This window comes from Cryobacterium algoricola (genome assembly GCF_004402485.1).
Lineage (GTDB): Bacteria > Actinomycetota > Actinomycetes > Actinomycetales > Microbacteriaceae > Cryobacterium > Cryobacterium algoricola.
In genome coordinates this window covers 305,833-321,359 of record NZ_SOFG01000024.1, presented here as the reverse complement: position 1 = coordinate 321,359, position 15,527 = coordinate 305,833, and the positions used below count along the sequence as shown (strand labels likewise).

The following is a 15,527-nucleotide window of genomic DNA, read 5'->3' as shown; positions in this document are numbered from 1 at the left end:
CGGGCTGGCGGCCGGGAGCGTGCGCCGCCACCCCGGAGAGGAGGGCCGGCGCCGCTGGGCCGCGGAACAGCATCCGCCCGGCGGGGGTGCCGAGGGCGAGCACGCGGAGGCCGTACTCGAGGGCGGCGCGCGGGTCGTCCGGCCGGCGCAGCAGCTGGTGGCCGGTGAAGGAGACGACGCCGTCGATCCGGTCGACCAGGGGGCGGAGCAGCCGGGTCCAGGCCGGGCCGTCGGGGCCGAGGCCCGCGGCGGTGCGGTCGAGGTCCCGGTAGGCGACGGCGGCGCGGCGGGCATCGAGCGGATGCGCGTATGACACCTCCGGGATCACGAACGGCACCCGCTCGGTGAGCCCGAAGGCGCGGAAGAACGGGGAGGCGAGCGCGGCGGGGTGCACCGCGGAACCGAGGTCGTGCCGGAAGCCCGGCAGGGTGAGCTCGCCGGTGCGGAGGCCGCCTCCGGCCATGGCGGCGCGCTCGGTGACGGTCACCGACAGGCCCGCCCGCGCGCAGACCACCGCGGCGGCGAGACCGTTCGGCCCGGCCCCGACCACGTTCACGTCAGGCATCGGGGCCTCGCGGGAGGGCGACCGGCCGCACGTAGAACCCGGCCGGGGTGCGCACCCACCAGTCCCCGGTCAGGCGCTTCTCCGCACCCGTGGCGAAGCGGTAGTGGAACAGCCGGGCGCGCACGTACCGGGGCGGGGCGTCGGGAAACGGGTTGACCCGCAGCATCCGCAGGGTCGGCCGGTCGCCCTCGAGCAAGCGCACCAGGAACATCTCGAACCACCGGGTATCGCGCACGCCGAGGGCGAGGAACCACATCAGCCAGTCGAGCCGCAGGTGATAGGGCGCGAACTGGCGGGGAAGGCGGGCCGGGTCCCCCGGTTTGCCGTGGAATTCGTAGGCGCGCCAGGCCTTCTCGTCGCCGGGATCGTCGGCGGAGCTGCCCTCGACGATGATCTCGTAACGCTTCTTCGTGACGGTACCGAAGGCCCCGTAGGCGTTCACGAGGTGGTACCGGTTGAAGCTCGCGTTCATCAGCTGCCTGCGGGCGACCAGGTTGCGGGCCGGCCAGAAGCTCAGCACCACGAGCAGCAGGGTCACCGCGAGCACGAGCCAGACGAACCACGGCGGCGCTGCAGCGGGCGAGGCCACAGCCGCACCGGCCGGGCCGCCGGGGAGGAACGGGAACACCGTCCGGAACGCCCGGTCGTCGACGGCCGCGAAGACGAGCACGATCGTGATCCAGTTCAGCCAGGCGAAGTTGCCCGTGACGACGAGCCAGAGCTGGGTGAGGGCGAGCACGGCGGCGGCGACGGATGCGACGGGCTGGGGCGCGAAGAGGAAGAACGGCACCACGAGTTGCGCGACGTGGTTGCCGAGCACCTCGCCGCGGTGGAACCAGGCCGGCAGCCGGTGCACGAACGAGCTGAGCGGATTCGGCATCGGCTGCGTCTCGTGATGGTAGGTCAGGGCGGACAGGTCCCGCCATTCCTGGCCGCCGCGCATCTTGATCATGCCGGCGCCGAATTCCAGCCGGAATACGAGCCAGCGCACGAAGACGATGATCGTGAGCGGAGGGGCCACCTCGTTCGAGCCGAGGAAGGCGACGACGAACCCGGCCTCGAGCAGCAGGCTCTCCCAGCCGAAGGAATAGAAGGTCTGCCCGACGTTGACGATCGACAGGTAGCCGGCCCAGAGCAGCAGGAAGGCGAGCATCGGCAGCCAGGGCGGGCCGAGCTGCGGCAGGCCGGCCACGAGAGTCGCGGCCAGCAGCACGCCGCCCCAGGCCAGCACCCGCAGCATCCGGTCGGAGTACCGCCAGTGGAAGAGGCTCGGCGCGTCGCGGAACCGGAGCCGGGACACCCAGTCGCGCACCGGCAACAGGCCGTGGTCCCCGAGCAGCGCCGGGAACTGGTTGGCCGTGGACAGGAACGCGACGAGGAAGATCGCGGCGACGCCGCGCTGCAGCACCTGACGCGCTATCGAGTAGTCGCCGGCATCGAAGACGGCACCGAAGAGATCCATCGTGCAGTCACCCTAGCCCCGCCCGGCCCCGCGGGGCAGGGTCAGGGGCGCGGCACCGGGTCATGGGCGCGGAGACGGGTCAGGGGCGGGGTCAGTGCCGGAGTCAAGGGGCGCGGCGCAGGTGTTCCGCGGTAAGGGCGGCCATCTCCTCGTCGGAGAGTTCGTCGAGTTGTTTCGCCTCGTGGCGGTCGGTGCGGTTCCAGCGCAGGAACAGGATGATCAGCACCGGGATGTCGGCGACCTCGGCGATGAACCAGAGGAAGTCGCCGGAGAGGTGCTGGTCCCAGAGCGGCGACGGGAACCAGGCGGGAAACGAGCCGACGAGGGCCGGTGCGCCGTCGAGCACGGTCTCATTGAGGCGCAGCAGAATCCCGGGGATGGCATCCATCACGAGTTCGACGAAGGCGAGCATGAATTCGGCGGTGATGAAAAGGCTCGTGCGCAGCAGCGCGTGGTCGGTGATCGGCAGCACCATGAGCAGCCCGACGAGCGGCACGAGCAGCGTCAGGCCCGCCTCGGCGACCGGATTGCTGCGCAGCACGAAGGCGAACGGCGTCAGGAAGACGAGGAAGGCGGCGATCGCGAAGAGCGGGGCGAAGACGGCGTTGCCGACCAACCGCACGAACCAGGACCCGAGGACGGCGTTGAACCCGTGCAGCGCGCGCCCGCCGAGGGCGGCCCTGGCCAGCTCGACCGGGCGGCCGAGGCTCAGGAGCGCCGGAACCACGAAGAGCAGCAGCGCGATCCGGGTGGTGAACGCCCAGCGCAGGTCGAGGCTCCAGGCGCCCAGGAAGCCGAAGGACACCCACGCCCAGGAGCCGAGCCCGAGCAGGAAGAAGCCGAGGGTCGGGCGGAGCGGCCAGGCGGTCCCCCTGCGGCCCGCGGCGCGAACGCCCACGAGGTACAGGGCGGCGGCGACAAGGATGCCGGCACCCGCGACCGGATCGAACCGGGCGGTGCCGAGGAAGTCGAGGAAGGTAGGCGTGAGCGACCATTCTGGCTGAGGTGCCGCCGGGAAGTCCGGGGCCCGTCCCATTATGCGTCCCCGCCCTCCCGCGAGAGTACGTTTGTGGCCCTTAAGCCGCGGGTTTAAGGGCCACAACTCCGCTCTCGCGGAGGGGGGCGGGCGGGAATGAGTGCGATGGGTGGTTGACGAGGGGGACTAAACCGGTATAGGTTGGCCTAAACCGGTTCAGACAACGTGGGCGGGTGCTATCGATGAGGAGGCGCGATGAGTGAGAACAAGGTGACCATCGCTGATGTGGCCCGCGAGGCCGGCGTCAGCAAAGGCCTCGTCTCCTTCGCCCTCAACGACCGGCCCGGTGTCTCCGCCGAGAGTCGCGTCCGCATCCTCGAGATCGCCGAACGGCTCGGCTGGACCCCCTCGCTGCGGGCCAGGTCGCTGTCCACCCGGCGATCGTTCGCGCTCGGCCTCGTGATCGCCCGCGACCCAGAAGTGCTCGGCTCGGACCCGTTCTTCCCCTCGTTCATCGCCGGCGTCGAGACCGTCCTCGCCCCGCAGGGTCTCGCCCTCGTCCTGAGCGTCGTCCCCGACGAGACGACCGAGATGCGCACCTACCGCGCACTCGTCTCCGACGGCCGCGTCGACGGGGTCTTCCTGAGCGACCTCCGGCACAACGACCCCCGCATCCCGTTGCTGCAGGAACTCGGCCTTCCCGCCGTCACCCTCGGCCGGCCGGACACCAAGAGCCCGTTCCCGTGCATCTCGGTCGACGACACCCCCGGCGTCGCCGAGACCGTGCGCTACCTCGTCTCGCTGGGCCACCGGCGCATCGCCCACGTCGCAGGCAGCCCGGCGCTCCTGCACGGCAGCCGCCGCCGGGCCGCCTTCGACACAGCCCTCCGCGAGGCCGGGCTGCCGGCCGGGCAGTCCATCGAGACCGACTTCTCCGTCGCGGCGGGGGCGGATGCCGCCCGCAGGCTCCTCACGCAGGACTCGCCGCCCACCGCCATCGTGTTCGCCAACGACCCGATGGCCATCGCAGGCCTCGGCGTCGCCCACGAACTCGGCCTGCGCGTTCCGGACGACGTCTCGATCACCGGCTTCGACGACATCGACTTCACCCGCTACGTCTATCCCGCCCTCACCACGGTGCGCACCGCCCCCAGCGACTGGGGCCGCGCTGCCGGCCGAACCCTGCTCGACCTCATGGAGCACGGCACGGCACCCGACGTCGATCTTCCGGCGGGCCGCCTCGTCATCCGAGGCTCCGCCGGTACCCCGGTGCGACCCTAGCCGCCGCACGGCCCCGCCCCTCCCCTCCGATCCGCCACCGCACCTACCGTCCTGCACCGACCCGCGTCGGCCGCAGTCCTCCCGCATGCCCTGTTCCCGCATGCCGCACCACAGTCACTCACCCGAGGCAGAGCTGCCGCGGGGTACGAAATGGAGAGAACCATGCACACAGCACGAACCCGGCGAGTCCTCGCCGCGACAGCGGCATCGGCCGCCGTCATCCTCGCCCTCGGCGCCTGCTCGTCCGGCGGCGGCGCGGCCGGAGCGGCGACGACGGCCCACGGCCCGATCACGATCTGGTACTCGAACAACGCGACCGAGATCGCCTGGGGCAAGCAGATGGTGACGGCCTGGAACGCCGATCACCCGAATGAAACCGTCACCGCGCAGGAGATCCCCGCAGGAAAGAGCAGCGAGGAAGTGATCGGCGCCGCCATCACGGCGGGCAACGCACCCTGCCTCGTCTACAACACGGCCCCGGTCGCGGTTCCCCAGTTCCAGAAGCAGGGCGGCCTCGTCGATCTGAGCAGCTTCGCCGACGGCGACTCCTACATCAAGGCCCGCTCCGGCGCCACCGCGACCCAGTACGAGTCCTCCGACGGAAAGTTCTACCAGATGCCGTGGAAGTCCAACCCCGTGATGATCTTCTACAACAAGGACATGTTCGCCAAGGCCGGACTCGACCCGGAGAACCCGAAGCTCGCGACCTACGACGAGTTCCTGACCGCATCCCGCGCCCTCGTCTCCAGTGGGGCAGCCGCGAACGCGATCTACCCCTCCCCGACGAGTGAGTTCTACCAGAGCTGGTTCGACTTCTACCCGCTGTACGCCGCCGAGACCGGGGGCAAGCAGCTCGTCGAAGACGGCAAGGCGACGTTCACCGGCGACGAGGGCGCCAAGGTCGCCGAATTCTGGAAGACCATGTACACCGAGGGCCTCGCGAACAAGGAGCTCTACCAGGGCGACTCCTTCGCCGACGGCAAGGCCGCGATGTCGATCGTGGGACCGTGGGCGGTTCCGGTGTACAAGGACAAGGTCAACTGGGGCGCCGTTCCGGTGCCGACGAGCGCGGGGACATCCGCTGACAAGACCTACACCTTCAGCGACGCGAAGAACGTCGGCATGTACACCGCGTGCAAGAACCAGGGCACGGCCTGGGACGTGCTGAAGTTCTCGACGAGCGAGGCGCAGGACGGCCAGCTGCTCAGCCTGACCGGCCAGATGCCGATCCGGTCCGACCTCACCACCACGTACCCGGACTACTTCGCCGCGAACCCGGCATACGTCGCCTTCGGCGACCAGGCCGCCCGCACCGTCGAGGTGCCGAACGTGTCGAACTCGGTCGAGGTGTGGCAGACGTTCCGTGACGCGTACTCGAAGTCGGTCATCTTCGGTCAGGGCGACATCGCCTCCACCCTGGGCGGCGCGGCTGACAAGATCAACGCCCTGGTCTCGAGTAAGTAGCACCTCGTGACCGTCACCGAATCGCGGACCTCGTCCGCCGGGAGCCCCACGCGGGCTCCCGGCGGACGGGCCACCCGGCGCCGCCCGTGGCTCGGCCGGAACCCGATCGGGCTCCTGCTCAGCGCCCCCTATCTCGTCTTCGTGATCGCCGTCTTCGCGTACCCGCTCGTCTTCGCGGTGTACATGGCGTTCCACGACTACTTCTTCGCCGCCCCCGGCGCCCAGGTCGACCGCCCCTTCGTCGGCCTCGACAACTTCCAGACGGTGCTCTCTGACCCCGCGGTGATCCGCTCGTTCGGAAACGTCGGTATCTTCCTGCTGATCAACGTGCCGCTGACCGTCGTGCTCTCGCTCGTGCTCGCAACGGCGCTCAACAAGGCCGTGCGCGGCCGCACCTTCCTGCGGGTCGCCTACTACGTGCCCTACGTCACCGCGAGCGTCGCGGTCGTCGGCGTCTGGCTCTTCCTCTTCAGCGGCGGCGGCCTCGTCAACCAGATCCTCGGTCCGCTCGCTCCGGACCCGTCCTGGCTGATCAGCCCGACCTGGGCGATGCCCACGATCGCCCTGTTCGTGACCTGGAAGCAGCTCGGCTTCTACATCCTGCTCTACCTGGCCGCGCTGCAGAGCGTGTCGACCGAGCTCTACGAGGCGGCCGCGACGGACGGGGCCGGTGCGATCCGCAAGTTCTTCTCCGTCACGATCCCGGGCGTGCGCCCGGCGACGGTGCTCGTGCTGCTGTTGTCGACCGTGACGGGGGCGAACCTCTTCACCGAGCCGTACCTGCTCACCGGCGGCGGCGGACCGAACGGGGCATCGACCTCTCCCGTACTGCTGATGTACCAGAAGGGCATCGAGCAGGGAAACCCGGACACCGCGTCCGCCATCGGCATCATCCTGGTGATCGGCGTGCTCATCATCGCGTTCATCCAGCGCAAGATCGCCGGAGGTGACGAATCATGAGCACAAAGACCAGCGGCATGAGCCGCGGACAGAACATTCTCCGCGGCGTCGTGCTCTCCATCGGAGCCGTGGCGTTCCTGTTCCCGTTCTACTACATGATCGTCGGCTCACTGCAGAAGTCGCCGGACACCTCCATCGCCGGCGCATTCCCGAACCCGGCCAACCTCACCCTCGAGAACTACGCGGACATCAACAGCCGGGTCAACCTGATGCAGACCCTGCTCAACTCCGGCATCTTCACCGGCGGAGTCATCGTCGGCACCCTCGTCTTCGGGGTGCTCGTCGGTTATGCGCTCGCCCAGCTGCAGTGGCGCGGCCGCGGGATCACCTTCGCGCTCGTGCTGCTCGTGCAGGTCGTTCCGTTCCAGCTGCTGATGATCCCGCTCTATGTGATGATCGCGAGGGACTACGGCCTCGCCGACAACTACCTCGGCATGATCCTGCCGTTCGCCATCAACTCGACGGCGGTGATCATCTTCCGGCAGTACTTCCTGCAGGTCCCCCGCGAGCTCTTCGACGCGGCCAGGATCGATGGTGCCGGCGAGGTCGTGCTGCTCTGGCGGATCGCCATCCCGCTCGTGCGCCCCGCCCTGCTCACCGTCGTGCTGCTGACCTTCATCGGCCCGTGGAACGAGTTCCTCTGGCCGTTCCTGGTCACCAAGCAGGCCTCGATGCAGCCGCTCGCGGTCGCCCTCGCCAACTACATCAGCACCGTCGCGGCCTCCGCGGCGAACCCCTTCGGAGCGGTCCTCGCCGGTGCCTGTGTGCTGGCCGGACCGGCCGTCATCCTCTTCATCCTCTTCCAACGACACTTCGTCTCGACCGACATCGGTTCCGGCGTGAAAGGCTAGTCATGCGCGAATCCACTGCAGCATCCCCCATCCCGGCCCGTGCCCCCTCCCCCGGGACGGTACCGGCAGCATCCGCCCCGAAACGGATGCCCGGAGCGGCATTCCCCTACCGGCTCACCCGGATGGGCGTCGTCATGACGCCGGAGCCGGGCAACGATCTCGAGGCGGAGGGCGTGCTCAACCCCGGCTCCGGGCACACGCAGGACGGCACCCTCTACCTGCTGCCGCGGCTCGTCGCGACCGGGAACGTCTCCCGGGTCGGGCTCGCCCGCGTGATCATCACCGACGGCGTTCCGACGGGTGTCGAACGCGACGGCGTCGTGCTCGAGCCCGACCAGGGCTGGGAACGCGGCGCCCACAACGCCGGCGTCGAGGACCCGCGCGTCACGTTCATCCCGCGGCTCGGCCTGCACGTGATGACCTATGTCGCCTACGGGCCGCTCGGCCCGCGCACGGCCCTCGCGGTCTCGTCAGACCTCCGCAGCTGGCGCAGGCTCGGCCCGGTGCTGTTCGCCTTCGACGAGGCACTGGACATGGACCTCAACCTGTTCCACAACAAGGACACCGTCTTCTTCCCCGAGCCCGTCACGGGACCGAACGGTGTGGAGTCCTTCGCGGTGCTGCACCGCCCGATGTGGGACCTCGGGGAGGTCAAGCCGGGTGAAGGCATCCGGGTGCCCGCCGGGGTCACCGACACCCGGCAGAGCATCTGGATCAGCTACGTGCCGGTTGCGGACGTGCTCGCCGACGTGACGAAGCTCGCCTTCTGGAGCGGCCACCGGTTCCTCGCCGGGCCGGAGTTCGCCTTCGAGGAACTCAAGATCGGCGGCGGTCCCGCTCCGCTGCGGGTGCCGGAGGGCTGGCTGCTGCTGCACCACGGCGTGACCGGCGTGATCGACGGCGCGTTCTCGCAGCAGCAGAAGGTGAACTACGCGGCGGGGGCCATGATCCTCGACGCGGACGACCCGACCATCATCCTGCAGCGCACGAGCGAGCCGCTCCTGAAGGCCGAAACGCCCGACGAGCTCAGCGGCATCGTGCCGAACGTGGTCTTCCCGACCGCGATCGAGGAGATCGAGGGCCGCCAGTACGTCTTCTACGGAATGGCGGACTCGAAGATCGGCGTCGCCCGCCTGGACAGCAGCACCCTGGACCCGACTGACGGATAGTTCCGGAACCCCCCGTTCGGAACATCCGCCCAGTTGCGGAAAAAGCACCCTCGCCGACACGGCGAGGGTGCTTTTTCCATGATTCAGCGGCGGATGCCGGGGCTCACTCCGCCGGGAGCGGCGGGCGCGGAACGGGCGGCCGGGTGGCCGCCGCGGGGGTCGCTGGCGTCGCAGTCGCGGGCGCTCCGGCGTCGGGTGCAACGGTAGGTGCAGCGGCGGGTGCAGCGGTCGGCGGGCGCAATAGGCCGAGGGCGGCCTTGAGGTGCGCTTCCGCGGCCTCGGCGTCCTCGTCGGAGAGACTCCCGCTCTGGCTCGCGGAAAGGTTGGCCTCGATGACGGCTCGGAGCACTTCGTCGCGCTGGATCTTGACGCCGCGGGGGGCGTCGACGCCGATGCGGATGCTGTCGCCGCGTACATCGAGGACGGTGATGACGATGTCATCGCCGATGAGGATCTTCTCCCCCGGCTTGCGCGTGAGAACCAGCATCATGCCAGCCTAGCGCGGGCATCGGGCGCGTCAGGGAGGCGGGGTGCCCGCCGTCCGAGCGTCGCGGAATCGGCAGGGGCGCCGTCGACCCAGCCGACCGGGATCCCGAGGTCGTCGACGGTTTCCGGCGACGACGTCGTTGCCGACCCGACCACGGCGACCGCGTCGATCGGGATGACCGCAGCGACCAGACCGACCCAGTCGGCGGTGTCCGAGGGCTTGCGCCCGGCATCCACCACGACCCAGGTCTGGTCGGCGCCGACCATGAGCAGGTCGCCGCCGAGGTATTCGCGGTCGCCCGGGGTCTCGCCGATGCCGAAGGCGAGGAAGCACGTGCGCCCGCGGGCGACTCCCCCGGCGCGGGCCGCGAGGGCGGAGCGGCGGTCGTCGACCCGGCGGGCCCCCTCCGACAGCACGGAGCCAGCCACGAGCACCTCGGCAGCCCCGTCCATCGCCGCCATCATGCCGGCGACCCGCAGGGTTTCCGCGGGCGTGCCGACGAGCACGACGAGGTCTCCGGGGTGGGTGAACGGTCGCGGCACGGCGGTCGGTTCCGCGGGTCGCTGCACCGGATGCCCGGCACGGGGCACGAGGGTCGCCGGTCGCCGGTACATCCCCGCGTCCCGCGGTGCGCCAGCCTCGGTCGCGTGACCGGACGGCTCCGCCGCGCGCACGGACCCGGGCAGCGGACCGGACGCCGGCCCGGACGCAGACTCAGGAATGGGCTCGGGAACCGGCTCAGACACGGTGAAGGTGAGCTCGTCCATCAGCTGGGCGAAGCCCGCCGACCCGGTCGAGAGCAGCGGGGCCTGGACGGCGGGTCGCTGCCTCCCGAGTGTGCCCGCATCGTCGGCCCCGTCGGCGTCCTCGAGCAGGGCGAGGATCCCGAGCCGCGCGGCGCGTCCCGGCACCACGTCACCGCTCGCGTCAGCGCCGTCGCCGCCCGGCTCGTCGCGCTCGAGCGGTACCATCCGCACCGGCTGGGCGTGCGCCGCCCGGCGGCGCCGCTCGGGCACTTCGACCGTCACCTCGTAGTGGCGGCGGGCGAAGAAGCCGCGGATGCCGCCGACCGTGACCCGTTCGGCGGAGACGATGCGGGCATCCGCCCCGTGTTCGGCGAGGATGCGTGCCTTCAGCTCCGGAAGCGTCGGACCGTCAAGCTGAAATCGTTTCGGTTCCACGGACCACCCCCACGGTTTCGATGGCGACGTTCGCGGAGGTGACCTCAAGGTAGGACAGCACCGGGAGGCCGCCGGTCTGCGCGGAGACGAGCCGGTGGATCGCCGGTCGCAGCGCGGGGGCGCAGACGAGCACGGCGGTCAGCCCGCTCGCCTCGACGGTCGCGAGCGAGGCCTTGAGCGAGCTCAGGATCGCGTCGATCCTGGCGGGTTCGAGCATGATCTGGGTGCCCTGCTCCGAGGCGCGCATGCCCTCGAGCAGGGACTGCTCGAGGCCGGGTTCGATCATGATGACGCGGAGGAGTCCGTCGTCGAGGTACTGGGCGGCGAGTGCCGGGCCGAGACCCTGCCTGGCGGCCTCGATCAGGCCCTCCGGGTCGGTCGATGCCTTCGCCCGCAGCGAGAGGGCCTCGTAGATCCGGGAGAGGTCGTTGATCGGGATCTGCTCCATCAGAAGGCCCTGCAACACCCGTTGCACCTCGGCGAGGGACAGCATGCCGGGGATCAGGTCGTCGACGGCGGCCGGGTTGACCTGCTTGACGCCGTCGGTCAGCACGCGCACGTCCTCCCGGGTGAGGAGACGCGCCGCGTTCCCGGTGACGATCGAGGAGAGGTGGGTCACGAGCACGGACACCCGGTCGATGACGGTCGCGCCGGCCATCTCCGCGCTGTGCCGCATCTCGCTCGGCACCCATTTTCCGGCGAGGCCGAAGACCGGCTCGATGGTCGCGGTGCCCGGGAGGCCGTCGAGGTTGTCGCCGAGGGCGAGCACCTTGCCGGACGGGGCGAGTCCGCGGCCGGCTTCGACGCCCGCGATGCGGATGACGTAGGTCGCGGAGGGCAGCTCGACGCTATCGCGGGTGCGCACCGGCGGAACGACGACGCCGAGGTCGATCGCGATCTTGCGGCGGAGGGCGCGCACCCGGGCGAGCAAGTCGTCCTGGGCTCCCGAGACGAGGTCGACGAGATCGGAGGCGAGCAGGATCTCGAGGGCGTGCACCCGCATCGACTCGATCAGGTCCTCGGGGGTGTCCGAGCGCACCGGCGCACGTTCGGCGACGGCGGCCGCGGCCTGCCTGACCTGCTCCCGCGCCTCGCTCGCCTTGATCCGCTGGGAGACGAGCAGCAGGCTCGCCCCGGCGACCACGAACGGGAGGATGGGCATCCCGGGGATGAGCGCCATCAGGAGGGCCGCGCCGCCGGCGATCATGAGCGCGTTGCGGGACTGGGTGAGCTGCGCCGACGCGGTCGCGCCGATGTCGGACTCGGCGTTGGACCGCGTCACGATCATGCCGGTGGACACGGCCATCAGCAGGGCCGGGATCTGGGTGACGAGCCCGTCTCCGATGGTCAGGAGCGAGTAGGTGCTCATCGCGTCCGTGATCGACATGCCGCGCTGGATCATGCCGATGCCGATGCCGCCGACGAGGTTGATGATGATGATGATGATCCCGGCGATCGCGTCACCCTTGACGAACTTCGACGCGCCGTCCATGGCGCCGTAGAAGTCGGCCTCCGCGGAGACCTCGGCCCGGCGTTCCCTGGCCTGGGTGTCGGTGATCAGGCCGGCGTTGAGGTCGGCGTCAATCGCCATCTGCTTGCCGGGCATGGCGTCGAGGGTGAACCGGGCGCCGACCTCGGCGACTCGCTCGGCACCCTTGGTGACGACGACGAACTGGATCACGACGAGGATCAGGAAGATCACGGCGCCGATGATGATCGACCCGCCGACGGCGACCTGGCCGAACGAGGCGATCACCTGGCCGGCGTAGCCGTCGCCGAGCACCAGACGGGTGGATGCGACGTTGAGGCCCAGCCGGAACAGGGTCGCCACGAGGAGGAGGGACGGGAAGACCGAGAAGTCGAGCGGCTTCTTGACGAACATGGTCGTGAGCAGCACCACGAGGCCGAGCAGGATGTTGACGATGATCAGCATGTCGAGCAGCACGGCGGGCACGGGGACGACGAGGAGCAGGATGATGCCGACCACACCGATCGGCACGGCGAGCCTGGAGAGCGTGGTCTTCATCGGGAACCTCCGGTGGAGTGAGCGGCGGAGTGGGACGCGGAGCGTGAGGCCGGGCGCCCGGCGGAGCCGGCTCCGGCGAAGGCCGTCGGCACGGCGTGGGCGGCCTGGGTGAGGGTATGCACGCCGGCGTCCTCGCCGTAGCCGGTCGTGTATCCGGAGCCGGAGCTCGACCCGCGGGTCTTGAGCGCGAGCACGAACGCGAGCACGCGGGCGACGGCGTTGTAGAGCTCGACCGGGATCTCGTCACCGAGCTTGCAGGCGCTGTGCAGCGCCCGTGCGAGCGGGATGTCGCGCACGATCGGCACCCCGTCGGTGGCCGCCTGCTCGCGGATGCGCAGGGCGATGTTCCCTGCTCCCGTCGCCACCACCCTCGGTGCGGACTTGCCCGGCTCGTAGCGGAGGGCGACGGCGAAGTGGGTCGGGTTGACCAGCACGACGTCGGCGGTCGAGACGGATGCGATCATCCGGTTCCGGCTCATGGCGAGCTGCCGGGAGCGGCGTTGCGACTTGATCCTGGGGTCGCCTTCCGAGCTCTTGTTCTCGTCGGTGACCTCCTTCTTGGTCATCCGGGTGCGTTTGCGGTTGCGGCGCATCACCACGAAGACGTCGGCTGCGGCGAGCACGAGCCCGGACACGATGGCCGCCTGCACGAGCGAGGCGGCTCCGCCCCCTGCCGCGTCGATCAGGGCCGCGACCGGGAGGCCGCCCGCGGTCATCAGGACGGGGGCGAGGCCCTGGATCACGAGGGTCAGCACGACGCCGACCGCCGCGGTCTTCAGCAGGGCCTTCACACCCTGCCAGACCGCCTGGCCGCCGAAGGTGCGGCCGAGCCCGGTGACGAGATTGAACTGGTCGTACTTGCCCTCGAGCTTCTTGAGGTGCACTCCGCCCTGGGCGGCGGCACCGAGGAGCACGACGGCGAACACGGTCGCCAGCAACGGGGTCAGGGTGCCGGTGAGCGAGGAGAACGCATCGCCCATCAGCTGTTCGGCGAGTTCGGGGCTCGGATCGGCCATGATCGCGTGCAGTCCGTCGAGCTGGCTGGAGCCGGCCTGGGAGCCGAGGCTGATCGTGACGGGGGCGAGGGCTGCCGCGGCGCCGATGCCGATCCAGGCGGTGAGGTCCTGCGACTTGGAGAGCTGGCCCTTGGCGCGGACCTCTTTCATCCGCTTGTCGGTGGCCTGCTCGGTCTTTTCGCCGGAGTCCGACATCTACCTCACCCCGAATACGGTCGACACGGCGGTGTCGGTGAGTGCGGACACGATGCGCGGGAGCGCGACGAAGGCGCTCGCCCCGAGGGTGAGGGTGATCAGGATCTTGAGGGGGAAGCCGAGGGCGAAGGCGTTGAGCGCCGGCGCGACCCGGGTGAGCAGGCCGAGGCCGGCATCCGCGAGGAAGAGCACGACGATGAGCGGGCCGGCGATCTGCACGGCGGAGAGCAGCAGCTGGCCGACGGCGTTCGTCGCGGCCTGGACCGGGGCGGCGAGGTCCATTCCCCCGCCGATCGGGATGGCCGTGAAGCTCCGGGTCAGGCCGCCGATGATGAGCTGGTAGCCGCCGGACGCGAAGAGGAGCGCGAGGGCGGTCATCTGGTAGAGCCGGGTGAACATGGCGCCGTTGACCATCGCCTGCGGGTCGAAGCCCTGGGCGAGCTGAAATCCGCCGAACTGGTCGATCAGGTTGCCGGCCGACTGCACGGCCGAGAACACGATCAGCACGAGGAAGCCGAGCATTCCGCCGACGACGATTTCCAGCAGGAGCGCGAGGATGAAGCCGCCGGTGTCCGGGGAGACGTAGCCGGGGGTGACGACGGGCGACACGGCGAGGGCGAGCCCGAGCGAGAGCATGCCCTTGATCCGGAGCGGGAACGCGTTGTAGGAGAACGGCGGGGCGATCACGAGGAACGCGATGAGGCGCACCCCGGCGAGCATGACGGCCTCGATCCAGGTGAAGTCGAGGGTGATGTTCATCAGCCGCCGCCGATGAGGGTCGGGATCTTGTCGAAGAGCGCGGTCGTGAACGAGACGATCTCGGAGATCATCCAGTGCCCGCAGATGAGCAGGGCGATGCAGACGGCGATCGCCTTGGGCACGAAGGAGAGCGTCACCTCCTGGATCTGCGTGATCGACTGCAGCAGGGAGATGGCGAAACCGACGACGAGGGCGGTGATCAGGATCGGCGCGGAGAGCTTGCCCGCGACGATGATCGCCTGCATGCCGATGTCGAGAATGGCGTTGGTGTCCATCAGCCACCCCGGTAACTCGTGATGAGGGTCGTGATGATCAGTCCCCAACCGTCGACGAGCACGAACAGCAGGATCTTGAACGGGAGCGAGATCATCACCGGCGGCAGCATCATCATGCCCATCGACATCAGTGCGGCGGAAACGACGATGTCGATGACGAGGAACGGGATGAAGATGACGAAGCCGATGATGAAGGCCGCGCGCAGCTCGGAGATCATGAACGCCGGGATCAGGGTGAGCAGGGACACCGCGTCACGGCTGACCGGGTTGGCCTGGTCGGCGGCCCTGGTCATCAGGGCGAGGTCTTCCTCACGGGTGTGGGCGAGCATGAAGGTGCGCAGCGGCGCCGAGCCGATCGTGACCGCGTCGTCGAACGAGAGCGTGCCGTTCAGGTAGGGCTGCAGGGCGTGGTTGTTGATGTCGGTGAGCACGGGCGCCATGATGAACAGCGACAGGAACAGGGCGAGGCCCGCGAGCACCTGGTTCGGCGGAATCGACGGGAGCGCGAGCGCGTTCCTGGTCATCGCGAGCACCACGAAGATCTTGGTGAAGCTCGTCATCATCAGCAGCAGGGCCGGGGCGACCGAGAGCAGGGTGATCCCGATCAGGGTCACGATCGCCGACGACGGGGAACCGTCCGGGCCGTTGATGTCGACGCTGAGCCCGGTGCCTGCCGCGGGCGTCGGAGTGCTCGGCGCGACCGGGTCGATGGGCGCGACCGGGGCAACCGTCGCGGCGTGGCCCGCGCTCGTGGCGAGCAGCACGACGGCGACGACGATGACGAGAACGAGCGCCGCCATCACGAGGAGTCGTGCGTGACGGCGCCGGTCGGCGGAACGCAGCGAGTCGGAGCGCTCGGC

The 15,527-nt window shown here is 69.8% G+C and carries 15 protein-coding genes; 5 read left to right on the top strand and 10 right to left on the bottom strand.

The annotated features are described in order from the left end of the window. From E3O44_RS18575 to E3O44_RS18565, 3 genes are all read right to left on the bottom strand, one after another. The coding region (locus E3O44_RS18575; RefSeq protein WP_134536531.1) for a phytoene desaturase family protein at positions 1-565 on the bottom strand (565 nt) is incomplete at its 3' end. Beyond that, on the bottom strand, positions 558-2,027 hold the full coding sequence (locus E3O44_RS18570) for a lipase maturation factor family protein (protein ID WP_134536529.1): 1,470 nt from the start codon (positions 2,025-2,027) through the stop codon (positions 558-560). The genes E3O44_RS18570 and E3O44_RS18575, both read right to left, overlap by 8 nt. A 103-nt stretch (positions 2,028-2,130) precedes the next feature. Then, a complete protein-coding gene (locus E3O44_RS18565) occupies positions 2,131-3,063 on the bottom strand; it encodes a cytochrome c oxidase assembly protein (protein ID WP_134536527.1) in 933 nt (310 codons plus the stop codon). Positions 3,064-3,258: 195 nt separating this feature from the next. Between E3O44_RS18565 and E3O44_RS18560 the strand changes: the two genes are divergently transcribed. The 5 genes from E3O44_RS18560 (at position 3,259) to E3O44_RS18540 (ending at position 8,728) form a co-directional block, all read left to right on the top strand. After that, entirely contained in the window at positions 3,259-4,284 is a 1,026-nt protein-coding gene (locus E3O44_RS18560; RefSeq protein ID WP_134536525.1) for a LacI family DNA-binding transcriptional regulator, read from the top strand. Between the two features lie 162 nt (positions 4,285-4,446). Continuing rightward, complete coding sequence (locus E3O44_RS18555) at positions 4,447-5,748, top strand: extracellular solute-binding protein (RefSeq protein ID WP_134536523.1); 1,302 nt, start codon at positions 4,447-4,449, stop codon at positions 5,746-5,748. A gap of 6 nt (positions 5,749-5,754) precedes the next feature. Further along, a complete protein-coding gene (locus E3O44_RS18550; protein WP_134536521.1) occupies positions 5,755-6,708 on the top strand; it encodes a carbohydrate ABC transporter permease in 954 nt (317 codons plus the stop codon). Next, a complete protein-coding gene (locus E3O44_RS18545; protein ID WP_241976430.1) occupies positions 6,705-7,559 on the top strand; it encodes a carbohydrate ABC transporter permease in 855 nt (284 codons plus the stop codon). The genes E3O44_RS18550 and E3O44_RS18545 overlap by 4 nt, the downstream gene beginning before the upstream one ends. Positions 7,560-7,645: 86 nt before the next feature. Continuing rightward, entirely contained in the window at positions 7,646-8,728 is a 1,083-nt protein-coding gene (locus E3O44_RS18540; protein WP_198416025.1) for a glycoside hydrolase family 130 protein, read from the top strand. A 103-nt stretch (positions 8,729-8,831) separates the two neighbouring features. Here the strand turns inward: E3O44_RS18540 and csrA are convergent, their stop codons facing one another. Genes csrA through fliP form a run of 7 tightly spaced genes read right to left on the bottom strand, consistent with a single transcriptional unit; the run spans position 8,832 to position 15,467 of the window. Further along, complete coding sequence (csrA, locus tag E3O44_RS18535) at positions 8,832-9,218, bottom strand: carbon storage regulator CsrA (RefSeq protein WP_241976429.1); 387 nt, start codon at positions 9,216-9,218, stop codon at positions 8,832-8,834. After that, complete coding sequence (locus E3O44_RS18530) at positions 9,215-10,396, bottom strand: hypothetical protein (RefSeq protein WP_134536519.1); 1,182 nt, start codon at positions 10,394-10,396, stop codon at positions 9,215-9,217. The genes csrA and E3O44_RS18530 overlap by 4 nt, the downstream gene beginning before the upstream one ends. After that, positions 10,371-12,422, bottom strand: coding sequence for a flagellar biosynthesis protein FlhA (locus E3O44_RS18525; protein WP_134536517.1), 2,052 nt, complete (start codon positions 12,420-12,422; stop codon positions 10,371-10,373). The genes E3O44_RS18530 and E3O44_RS18525 overlap by 26 nt, the downstream gene beginning before the upstream one ends. Beyond that, positions 12,419-13,633 (bottom strand): EscU/YscU/HrcU family type III secretion system export apparatus switch protein, encoded by a 1,215-nt coding sequence (locus tag E3O44_RS18520; RefSeq protein ID WP_134536515.1) that lies wholly within the window; start codon positions 13,631-13,633, stop codon positions 12,419-12,421. Before E3O44_RS18520 ends, E3O44_RS18525 begins: the two co-directional genes overlap by 4 nt. After that, on the bottom strand, positions 13,634-14,392 hold the full coding sequence (locus E3O44_RS18515) for a flagellar biosynthetic protein FliR (RefSeq protein WP_134536513.1): 759 nt from the start codon (positions 14,390-14,392) through the stop codon (positions 13,634-13,636). Continuing rightward, entirely contained in the window at positions 14,392-14,667 is a 276-nt protein-coding gene (gene fliQ / locus E3O44_RS18510; protein WP_134536511.1) for a flagellar biosynthesis protein FliQ, read from the bottom strand. The genes E3O44_RS18515 and fliQ overlap by 1 nt, the downstream gene beginning before the upstream one ends. Next, entirely contained in the window at positions 14,667-15,467 is an 801-nt protein-coding gene (gene fliP, locus E3O44_RS18505) for a flagellar type III secretion system pore protein FliP (RefSeq protein WP_134536603.1), read from the bottom strand. Before fliP ends, fliQ begins: the two co-directional genes overlap by 1 nt. Between the last annotated feature and the right edge of the window lie 60 nt (positions 15,468-15,527).